We start from the raw sequence: 10,368 nt of genomic DNA, 5'->3' as shown, positions 1-10,368 counted from the left end.
CGACCCCATGCCCGCCCCACCGTCCGGGCGGGCGGCCGGCGTGCGGCTCGACGCGGCGGTGGTGGTGGCCGGGCTCGCCGCCGCCGTCCTGCCGCTGGTCACCGACGGGCACCGCACTGCGGCACTGCTCGGGTTGCTGGTGGTGGCGCTGCTGTCGGTGGCCGGGCTGCGTCGGCTCCCCGGACGGCAGCGACCCCCGGCCGGGCTCCGGCTGCGCTCGCTGATCGAGGCGGCCGGCCCGGCCGTCGGGCTGACCCTCGCCGGCTGGCTGCTGCTGCCCGACGACGACCTGCCGGTGCCGGCCCGGCTGGTCACCGCGCTGGTGCTCGGCGGGTTGGGGATGGCCGCGATCAGCGCGTTCACCGGCCCGGACCGGCGATCGGGTCCGGCGGTCTGCCGGGGTGGGCTGCTGCTCACCCTGTTCGGTCTGGCCCTGTTGGCGGCGCTGCCACCGGGGGTGACCGGCCGGGCCGCACTGCTGGTCGTACCGCCGCTGGTGCTCGGGATGCTGCTCACCGCGCTCGGCGCGGCCGCCTCGGTGGGTGCCGCCGGCGCCCCGCCGACGGCGGACCCGGCGTGGCCCCGGGCGGTGCTCCCGGCCGCGGTGGTGCTGCTGGCCGCGGGCCTGCACGTGGGCGCCGGCCGGGCACCGGACCGGACGAGCGTGCTGCTGGCCCTGGCCGCCGTGCCGCCGCTGGTGCTGCGCGAGCTGCTGCGCGGCGGCGACGCGGCCACCCCCGAACGAACCGCCGCGCACCGGCGTCGTGCCGGTCGCGCCGTCCGGCACCGGCGGGCGGCGCAGTCCCGCTGGCTGGGTGCCTCGGGCCAGTCGCCTCCGCCCGGTGCCGATCGGCTCCCGGCCGACGCCACCGCGACCGGGCGCGACGGTGCCTCGAACGGCCTCGACACGACCTGGCCGTCGGAGGGCGGCGCCACCTGGTCGATGCTCGACCGGCGAGCCGCTCCGGCGGGTGGCGGTGGACCGGGGGACCGGGCGGCCCTGCTGGACGCCCTCGCCGCGATCGGCGACGTACCGGCGCCGGCCGGCGCGCTGCTGCTGGTCGACCTGCACGGCGGCGACGTGCTCGGCCCGTCGGCCCGGGAGGACCTGCTGGCCGAAGCGGTCGCCCGGGCCCGCGCGACCGTGGCCCCGAGCGACCTGGTCACCGGGTGCACGGGTGCCGGGTTCGCGGTGGTCACCGCCGCAGGACCGGTGCTGGCGTACGCGCTGGGCATCCGACTGCTCGCCGCGCTCATCCCGCCCTACCTGCTGGGCGGCTCGGCCGTGCGGGTGCAGGCGAGTATCGGGTTGGCCGAGGTGAGCGGGGCCGGGCCGGCGGACGTTCTGCGCCAGGCCGAGCTGGCGCGCCGGCGGGCCGTGCAGCTGGGCCGGGACCGGGTCGAGTGGTACGACGCGTTCCTGGAGGAGCAGCTGGTCCGCCGGCTCGACCTGGAACGCGAGCTGCCCGGTGCGGTGGCGCGCGGCGAGCTGGACCTGGTCTACCAGCCGGTACTCGACCTGGCCGACCGGCAGCCGGTGGGCGCCGAGGCGCTGCTGCGGTGGCGCAGTCCGGTGCTCGGCACGGTGCTTCCCGCCGAGCTGCTGCCGGTCGCGGAGGACCTGGATCTGATCGGTGAGCTGGAGTGGTGGGTGCTGGACCGCGCCTGTCGACAGTTGGCCAACTGGTCGGCGGGTGTCCGGGAGTTGTGGATGGCGGTCAACGTCACCACCCGGGAGCTCACCACGCCCGACTTCGTGCAACGCGCCGCGGCCGTGCTGGCCGCGTACGGGGTGTCGCCGGAGCGGCTGGTGGTCGAGGTGTCCGAGCCGAGGATCGCCGCCGACCTGTCGACCGTGGTGGCCCGGTTGGCCGGGCTGCGGTCGTTGGGCGTCCGCACCGCCCTGGACGACTTCCGGGCCGAGCACGCCTCGCTGGCCCAGCTGCGCCGGCTGCCGATCGACCTGCTGAAGGTAGGCCCGGAGCTGGTGGGCGCGCGGCCGGACGGGCAGCCGCCGCTGATCGACGTGGTGGTCAACGTCGGCGAGCGGCTGGGGGTGGAGATCGTCGCCGAGGAGTTGGAGCTGGCCAGCCAGGTCGAGGGGGCGCAGCGGGCCGGCTGCCGGTACGGGCAGGGCTTCGCGCTGGCCCGCCCGGCGACGGCCGAGCGCGTCGAGGCGTACTTCGAGGAGTTCCCGTCGGCGTCCCGCTGACGGCCCGGGGTGAACCGGTTCACCTCTCCCGGGGCGGAGCTGTACTGCCGCGCGGGGTCAGGTGCGGCGTCTCGTCCTGCACCCGGCTGGCGGGCTGCCCGGCGATGACGGCGAGGAGCTGGCGGGCGGCGTGTGCGCCGTACGCCGGGATGTCCCGGCCCAGCGCGGTCAGCGGCGGGTGCACGAGTCGGCAGAGCGGCGAGTCGTCCCAGGCCACGATGGACAGGTCACCCGGCACGGTGAGCCCCATCTCCTGTGCCACGGAGAGCCCCGCGATGGCCATGACGTCGTTGTCGTAGATGACGGCGGTGGGGCGCTGGGCGGAACTGAGCAGCCGGCGGGTGGCGCGACCGCCCTCCTCGCCGGTGTAGTCGGACGAGACGGTCACCGCGTCGACCAGGCCGAGTTGCCGGCACAAAGCCGCGAAAGCCTCGGTGCGGGACTCGGTGTGCCGCAGGTCGGGCAGGCCACCGACCCGGGCGATCCGTCGGTGCCCGAGCGCGACCAGGTACTCCACGGCCTCGGTGAGTGCGGCCGCGTCGTCGGACCAGACGCTGGCCAGCTCGCCGGTGCCGCCGGGCCCACCGATCACCACGGCCGGCAGCTGGAGCTGTTCGAGTGCGGGGATGCGCCGGTCGTCGGTGCGCAGGTCGCAGACGAGCACCCCGTCGACCCGGCGCTCGCCCCACCACCGCCGGTAGACCGCGATCTCGGCGTCGGGGTCGGCCACGACCTGGAGGGTCAGCGCGTACGAGCGGGCGGAGAGTTCGGCCTCGACGCCGCTGATCAGCTCCATGAAGAACGGCTCGATGCCGAGTATGCGGGCGGGCCGGCACAGGGCCAGGCCGACGGCCTCGGCGGTGGCGCCGGAGAGGGCACGCGCGGCGCTGCTCGGGCTGAAGCCGATCTCGGTGGCGATGGCCAGGATGCGCTGCCGGGTGGCCTCGGAGACGCCGGGCTGCCCGTTCAGCGCGTACGACACGGCACCCTTGGACACTCCGGCGCGTCGGGCGACGTCGGCGATGGTCGGCCGCTTCACCGGCGTGCTCCTCTGCTGCTGGGGGCGTCGATCGGCCGTTGACAGTTCAGGTATCGAACCATACGGTGGGCGAACTTATCCGGTTCAGTCAAGCCTGCGAGAGGGCGGTAGGTCGTGAGTGGACAGGCGCTCCAGCACGGGTGGATCCTGCGGGCGGCACCCGGAGCGCAGGTGCCGGACGAGATCGCCGGGCGGGACGTGCCGGCGACCGTGCCCGGTTGCGTGCACACCGACCTGCTCGACGCCGGGCTGATTCCCGACCCGTACCTCGACGACAACGAGCTGGCCCTGGCCTGGATCGGGCGCACCGACTGGAGCTACCGGACGCGCTTCGCGTACGCCACCGGTGACGAGGACCGGATCGACCTGGTCTGCGCCGGCCTGGACACCGTCGCGACCATCAGCGTCAACGGTGTCGAGGTCGGCCGCACCGAGAACATGCACCGCAGTTACCGCTTCGACGTCCGGTCGCTGCTGCGCGACGGCGACAACGACCTGATCGTCACGTTCGACTCCGCCTACCGCTACGCCGAGGCGCAGCAGGAGCGGCTCGGTGACCGGCCCAACGCCTACCCGGAGCCGTTCCACTTCATCCGCAAGATGGCCTGCAACTTCGGCTGGGACTGGGGCCCGACGCTGGTCACCGCCGGCATCTGGCAGGAGATCGGCCTGCACACCTGGTCGACCGCCCGGCTGGCCACCGTCCGGCCACTGGTCACCGTGGACGGCCGCGACGGGCGGGTCGAGCTGCACGTCGAGGTCGAGCGGGTCGCGGACATCCCGCTGACCGTCCGGGCCGCCGTCGCCGGTGGCAGCGCCGAGGTCGTCATCCCGGCCGGGCAGCGCACGGCCGTGCTGACCGTCGCCGTCCGCGAGCCCGCGCTGTGGTGGCCCCGGGGGTACGGCGAACAGGCGCGCCACCCACTGGAGGTGACCCTGCACGCGCCGGACGGCGACACCCTGGACACCTGGTCCCGGCAGGTCGGCTTCCGCTCGGTACGACTGGACACCACGCCCGACGAGCACGGCACCCCGTTCGCGCTGTCGGTCAACGACGTCCCGGTCTTCGTACGCGGGGTCAACTGGATCCCGGACGACGTGTTCCCCACCCGGATCACCCGCGACCGGCTGGCCGGACGCTTCGACCAGGCCGCCGAGGCCAACGTCAACCTGTTGCGCGTCTGGGGCGGCGGCCGGTACGAGTCGGAGGACTTCTACGACCTCGCCGACGAACGCGGGCTGCTCGTCCAGCAGGACTTTCTCTTCGCCTGCGCCGCGTACCCGGAGGAGGAGCCGTTCGGCAGCGAGGTCGCCGCCGAGGCCGCCGAGCAGGTGACCCGGCTGGCACCGCACCCGTCGCTGGTGCTCTGGACCGGCAACAACGAGAACATCTGGGGCTGGCACGACTGGGACTGGCAGGAGCTGCTCGCCGGGCGTACCTGGGGACGCGGCTACTACCTCGACGTGCTGCCCCGCATCGTCGGCGAGCTGGACCCGACCCGCCCGTACTGGCCGGGCAGCCCCTGGTCGGGCACCGAGACGATCCACCCCAACGATCCGGCGCACGGCACCACCCACATCTGGGACGTGTGGAACACCGACGACTACACCAGATACCGGGAGTACGTGCCGCGCTTCGTCGCCGAGTTCGGCTACCAGGCGCCCCCGGCGTATGCGACGCTGCGCCGGTCGATCTCCGACGAGCCGCTGGCGCATGACTCGCCCGGGATGGCGCACCACCAGAAGGCCGCCAACGGCGACGCGAAGCTCCAGCGCGGGCTGGACGCGCACCTGCCCGCCCCGGCCGACTTCGACGACTGGCACTACCTCACGCAGCTCAACCAGGCCCGGGCCATCCAACTCGGCGTGGAACACTTCCGCTCCCACCGCGGCGTCTGCGCGGGCACCATCGTCTGGCAGCTCAACGACTGCTGGCCGGTCACCTCCTGGTCGGCCGTCGACGGCGACGGACGCCGCAAACCCCTGTGGTACGCGCTGCGCCACGCGTACGCCGATCGGCTCCTCACCGTGCAGCCCCGCGACGGCGGCCTGGCCCTGGTCGCGGTCAACGACGGTGGCACGCCGTGGCGGGCGTCGGCCTCGGTGACCCGGGTGAGCCTCACCGGCGAACCGCGGGCCAAGACGACGACGGAGCTCGACGTCCCCGCGTACTCGGCGGTGACGCTGGCGCTGCCGGCGGAGCTGGCCCGGCCGGACGAGGCCCGACGTGAGCTGCTGGTCGCGGAGGCGGGGGAGAGCGCCGAGCGGGCGCTCTGGTTCTTCGCCGAGGACCGGGACGTGGACTGGCCGGCGGCGGCGTGGGACGCGACGGTCGAGCCGGCCGACGACGGTCAGCGGGTCCGGGTCACCGCCCGGACGGTGCTGCGCGACCTGACGCTCTTCCCGGATCGGCTGGACGCCACTGCCGCTGTGGACAACGCCCTGGTCACCCTGCTGCCGGGTGAGTCGGCCACGTTCACGGTGCGAGCCGACGGTGTGGTGGACGAGGCCGCCCTCACCGCCCGCCCGGTGCTGCGCTGCGTCAACGACCTGAGCTGACGTCCCGAGATCGCGCTCGATCCATGAAGTAGTGGCCTCCCTGAACGAGGAGGCCACTACTTCCATGTTCGAGCACGATCATCACGGGCGCGGCGTTGAAGATTTCTTCAAGTGATAAAGTCTTCGTGTCGACCGGGAGGGATGCTCATGTCGGTGCCGCTGTACCAGGCGAAGGCCGAGCTTTTCCGTACCCTCGGGCATCCGGTGCGCATCCGAGTGCTGGAACTGCTCCAGGACGGTCCGAAGCCGGTCCGGGACCTGCTCGCCGCGATCGAGGTCGAGGCGTCGAACCTTTCCCAGCAGCTCGCCGTGCTGCGCCGCGCCGGAATGGTCACCTCACACCGCGACGGCCCCCTCGTCATGTACGCGCTCAGCACCCCCGACGTGGCCGACCTGCTGGCCGCCGGTCGACGGATCCTCGGCGCTGTCCTGACCGACCGGGACGCCCTCCTCGACGAGCTGCGCGCCACAAGCGGCAACCGGTGAGCGTCGCCATACTGGCGGCCCGGGAACGGGCCCTCGGCCTACTGCCGGGCCGAGCCGACTGGGCAGCCGTCCGCCGCTCACCGCGCCGCGACCTGCTGGCTGGGCTCACCGTGGCGGTCGTGGCGCTGCCACTGGCCCTGGCATTCGGCGTCACCTCCGGGCTGGGCGCCCAGGCCGGGCTGATCACCGCCGTGATCGCCGGCGCGGTGGCCGCCGTCTTCGGCGGCTCCAACCTCCAGGTCTCCGGGCCGACCGGGGCGATGACCGTGGTGCTGGTGCCGGTGGTGCAGCAGTTCGGAGCCACCGGCGTGCTCATGGTCGGGGCGATGGCCGGCCTGGTGCTGATCGCGCTCGCCGTGGCCCGCCTGGGCCGGTACGTCCGCTACCTGCCCACCCCGGTGCTGGAGGGCTTCACCGCCGGCATCGCCGTGGTCATCGCCCTGCAACAGGTGCCCGCCGCGCTCGGCGTCACCGACGCGCACGGAGAGAAGGTCTGGGCCGTCGCCGCCGACGCGGTCGCACGTTTCGTCGTACACCCGAAGCCGGCCGCGCTGGCGGTGGCCCTCGCCGTCGCGGCACTGATGCTGTTGGGTGCCCGCTGGCGGCCCGGCCTGCCGTTCTCGCTGCTCGGCGTGGCGGCCGCCACCGTCCTCGCCGAGGTCGCCCCGGTCGACCTGGTCCGGATCGGCGTGCTGCCGCAGGACCTGCCCGCGCCCTCGCTCGGCTTCCTCGACCTCGGCGCGCTCGGCGTGCTGCTGCCCAGCGCGCTCGCGGTCGCGGCGCTCGCAGCCCTGGAGAGCCTGCTGTCCGCCACCGTCGCCGACGGCATGACCGTCAGCGAGCGGCACGACCCGGATCGGGAACTCTTCGGTCAGGGGCTGGCCAACCTCGCCGCCCCGCTCTTCGGCGGCATCCCAGCGACCGCCGCCATCGCCCGTACCGCCGTGAACGTCCGCGCCGGCGCGGCCTCCAAGCTGGCGGCCCTCACCCACGCCGTCGCCCTCGCCGCCATCGTGCTGGCCGCCGCGCCGTTGGTCGGCCGGATCCCGCTCGCCGCCCTGGCCGGCGTACTGCTGGCGACCACGGTCCGCATGGTGGAGGCCGGCTCACTGTGGGCGCTGGCCCGCGCCACCCGGGGCGACGCGGTCGTGCTGGTCCTCACCTTCGCCGTCACGGTGATCTGGGACCTCGTCACCGCCGTGGCGGTCGGCGTCGGCGTCGCCGTGGTGCTCGCCCTGCGCGCGGTGGCCCGCAGCGCCCGCCTGGAACAGGTGCCCCTCGACCCCGGTGAACACAGCGCCGAGGAGCACGCGCTGTTCACCGAACACATCGTCGCGTACCGGCTGGATGGGCCGCTCTTCTTCGCTGCGGCCCACACCTTCCTGCTCGAACTCTCCGAGGTCGCCGACGTTCGGGTGGTCATCCTGCGGATGTCCCGCGTGACCACCATGGACGCCACCGGCGCGCACGTCCTCGGTGACGCGATCCGACGGCTGCGCGGACGCGGGATCACCGTTCTGCTCTCCGGCATCACCCCCGCCCACGAACAGGTGCTGACCACGCTGGGAGTGGCCGACGACCTGCGCCGCGAAGGTTTGGTATTCCCCGACACCCCGGCCGCGATCCGGCACGCCCGGGGGGCCGCGCTCTCCGCGACAGCCGACCCGGGCGAGCGGCGGGTCTGAAGGAGGAGTCTCCGGCAGACCCGCCGCTCGTCGACGCACCGCCGGTCAGGGACGGGCGCGGTTCGCCGCCGCCGAGCACCGGTACCCGGCGCAGCGCGTCGGCTCGGAGCGCTCAACTGACGTCGACCGCTCCGAGCGCTACCACTGTCAACGAAGCGCCAGCGCCAACCGCCAAACCGCGGTTGAGGGGTTGGCGGCAGGCGGAGGGTCCAGCGTCTGCGCTCGTTCGATGGCGGCGTCGATGCCGTTGCGGAAGTCGTCGAAGTCAAGCCGGGTCTTGTCCCAGTTGGCGAGGTATTTGCGAAGCAGTTCTTCCGCCCTCTTGGCGCTCTCCAGGTGACGGGCGCACGAGCCCAGGTGCAGAATCAGCCAGACTTCGAAGCAGGGGTTCGACCAGAGGAGATTCACCTCATGTCGTCGCGCTTCTCGCTCTGATAGCTCTGGTGGGTAGTGGTCGACGTCGCAGACGACGTACGCCTGGTCGAAGTCACTGAGCCTTTTCCAAGCTGATCTTGCAGGTCAGGGCGGGTGCGGGTGCGGTGGGCCCGGTGATCGATGGGTGCGAGGCTCCAGGTAGGACAGCTGTCGACCAAGACTCGAAGCCCCCATCGGGAGCCTCGCCATGCTGTCCTACCCCGCCACGATTCCGTTGTCCAGCCGCACCCTGAACCACCTGGCCGAACGCATCCGCGGTCACCGTCAGCAGCGCCGATCACGATGGCGCCGCCTCGCACCCGGCCGGCAGGCGCTGCTGGCTCTGGCCCATCTCCGTAACGGCGACACCTACACCCGACTCGCGGCCGGCTTCGAGATCGGCGTCGCCACCGCCTGGCGCTACGTCCAGGAGGCGATAGCCCTGCTCAGCTCGGCAGCCGACGACCTGGACACCGCGATGCGACGCATCCGGCTACTGGCGTACGCGATCCTGGACGGCACGCTGATCCCGATCGACCGGATCGCCGAGCAGAAGCCCTACTACAGCGGCAAACACAAACGCCACGGTGTGAACGTGCAGGTCATCTCCGACGCCGCCGGCCGGCTCGTGTGGGCATCACCGGCACTGCCCGGTTCGGCACACGACCTGAGCGCCGCCCGCCATCACGGCATCATCGACGCCCTGACCAGCGCGGACGTGATGACCTTCGCCGACAAGGGCTACCAGGGCGCCCACGGTAGTGTCCGCACCCCGTTCAAGCGGCGCCGCTTCCGGCCAAAGCTGTCACGCAGGCAGAAGGCCGTGAACCGGGCCCACGCGAAGATCCGCGCCCGCGGAGAACGAGCGATCGCCACACTCAAGACCTGGAAGATCCTGGTCAAGCTGCGATCCTGCCCACGCCGAGCCACCGCGATCGTCCAGGCCATCCTCGTCCTGCACCACGTCGAAGCGAACCGCCACGCAGGATGAAAATGGCTCATTATGAGCGCCCTTACCGAACTCGTCGCCGGCCGCCCCTGGCTACCCACCGCCGCAGCGACCACCTGACTAATCACGGGGTGTCAAGGGTCGGGCCACTCTCTGGCACATCGAAAACAAGATCCATCACGTACGCGACGTGACGTTCCGTGAAGACCTCCACCAAGCCCGGACAGGCACCGGACCCGCCGCCATCGCAACGCTACGTAACACCGCGATCGGCTGGCACCGCACCACCGGCGCGACCAACATCGCCCGAGCCACCCGCCAAGCCAACCGCCGATCACACGACCTGATCACCGCCATGACCAGCAGTTACCCGACAACGCAATAGCCCTGCCGCAGATCCGCGTTCTCCGCCCGCAACACCGCGTTCTCCGCCCGCAATCCAGTGCTGTCCCGCTCCAACTCTCTCCGCGCCTCCAACCCGGCAAGCCGCTCAAGCAACTCGACGATGGACGGCGTTCCAGACAGCCCACCATGATCCAGACCAGACAGCGCAGATCAAGCCAACCCGCCGACGAGAACCTGATCAGTCGCCCAGGGAAGAACCAACAGCAACGCTGGTCAGAGCCGAGCCCGCAGGATGGCGGGGCAGCTTGTGCCGACGACCGGTTGACCAGCGTTACCGTTGATTCTGGGCTGAAACTACGCCGGGCCTTAATGCCGTGGAGATGCTGCCCGTGGATACGGGTTGGCGTTTCGGAGGCCCGATCCGTATGCAGGGTAGCTAGCTCCCTCCCTGTTTGGTGCGCTTGCAGGCGTTGGGGCGCTACCCCTCGAACGAGCTATATCCGCCAAAGTTAGCGCGCGTTGTGGATATGGAGCGGCCATTTCGCCTGGCGTGGGTCTAACGGGACCTGCGGGTAGTGGAGTTTCCCGCCCGGGCCTCGGGATTCGACTACGCCGTTCAGAAGACCCACCTTCCGTCTCACTCTGGCGAGAAGGACGAGAATGGCTGGGAGCCGAATAC

General features: G+C 72.1%; 6 protein-coding genes and 1 pseudogene. 5 read left to right on the top strand and 2 right to left on the bottom strand.

The annotated features are described in order from the left end of the window. Positions 1 to 2,212 (top strand): GGDEF domain-containing phosphodiesterase (locus F8271_RS27010; RefSeq protein WP_151492675.1); only part of this gene is annotated, 2,212 nt, incomplete at its 5' end. Positions 2,213 to 2,231: 19 nt separating this feature from the next. Here F8271_RS27010 and F8271_RS27005 read toward each other — a convergent pair. Continuing rightward, the gene (locus tag F8271_RS27005; protein ID WP_151492674.1) at positions 2,232 to 3,251 is read right to left on the bottom strand and encodes a LacI family DNA-binding transcriptional regulator; all 1,020 of its coding nucleotides are present in this window, start codon (positions 3,249 to 3,251) and stop codon (positions 2,232 to 2,234) included. Positions 3,252 to 3,365: 114 nt separating this feature from the next. On the opposite strand from F8271_RS27005, the gene F8271_RS27000 reads away from it, so the two are divergent. The 3 genes from F8271_RS27000 to F8271_RS26990 all read left to right on the top strand — a co-directional run bounded on the left by F8271_RS27000 (position 3,366) and on the right by F8271_RS26990 (position 7,981). Further along, the gene (locus F8271_RS27000) at positions 3,366 to 5,810 is read left to right on the top strand and encodes a glycoside hydrolase family 2 protein (RefSeq protein WP_151492673.1); all 2,445 of its coding nucleotides are present in this window, start codon (positions 3,366 to 3,368) and stop codon (positions 5,808 to 5,810) included. 147 nt (positions 5,811 to 5,957) lie between these two features. Continuing rightward, the gene (locus F8271_RS26995; RefSeq protein ID WP_151492672.1) at positions 5,958 to 6,296 is read left to right on the top strand and encodes a helix-turn-helix transcriptional regulator; all 339 of its coding nucleotides are present in this window, start codon (positions 5,958 to 5,960) and stop codon (positions 6,294 to 6,296) included. Then, the gene (locus F8271_RS26990; RefSeq protein WP_151492671.1) at positions 6,293 to 7,981 is read left to right on the top strand and encodes a SulP family inorganic anion transporter; all 1,689 of its coding nucleotides are present in this window, start codon (positions 6,293 to 6,295) and stop codon (positions 7,979 to 7,981) included. Before F8271_RS26995 ends, F8271_RS26990 begins: the two co-directional genes overlap by 4 nt. A 147-nt stretch (positions 7,982 to 8,128) precedes the next feature. On the opposite strand, the pseudogene F8271_RS26985 reads toward F8271_RS26990, so the two are convergent. Then, positions 8,129 to 8,416 (bottom strand): annotated as a pseudogene (locus F8271_RS26985) (RloB domain-containing protein); the annotation flags it as partial. Positions 8,417 to 8,603: 187 nt separating this feature from the next. Here F8271_RS26985 and F8271_RS26975 point away from each other — a divergent pair. Next, positions 8,604 to 9,386, top strand: a complete 783-nt coding sequence (locus tag F8271_RS26975; protein ID WP_151492669.1) for a transposase family protein — start codon at positions 8,604 to 8,606, stop codon at positions 9,384 to 9,386. Positions 9,387 to 10,368: the final 982 nt, after the last annotated feature.

This window comes from Micromonospora sp. ALFpr18c (assembly GCF_008868155.1).
Classification (GTDB): Bacteria; Actinomycetota; Actinomycetes; order Mycobacteriales; family Micromonosporaceae; genus Micromonospora.
This window is presented reverse-complemented; position numbering and strand designations above follow the sequence as displayed.

Excerpts from the sequence above, each read along its gene's own strand:
- F8271_RS26995 (WP_151492672.1), top strand. The coding sequence starts at position 5,958 with ATGTCGGTGCCGCTGTACCAGGCGAAGGCCGAGCTTTTCCGTACCCTC.
- F8271_RS26975 (WP_151492669.1), top strand. The coding sequence starts at position 8,604 with ATGCTGTCCTACCCCGCCACGATTCCGTTGTCCAGCCGCACCCTGAAC.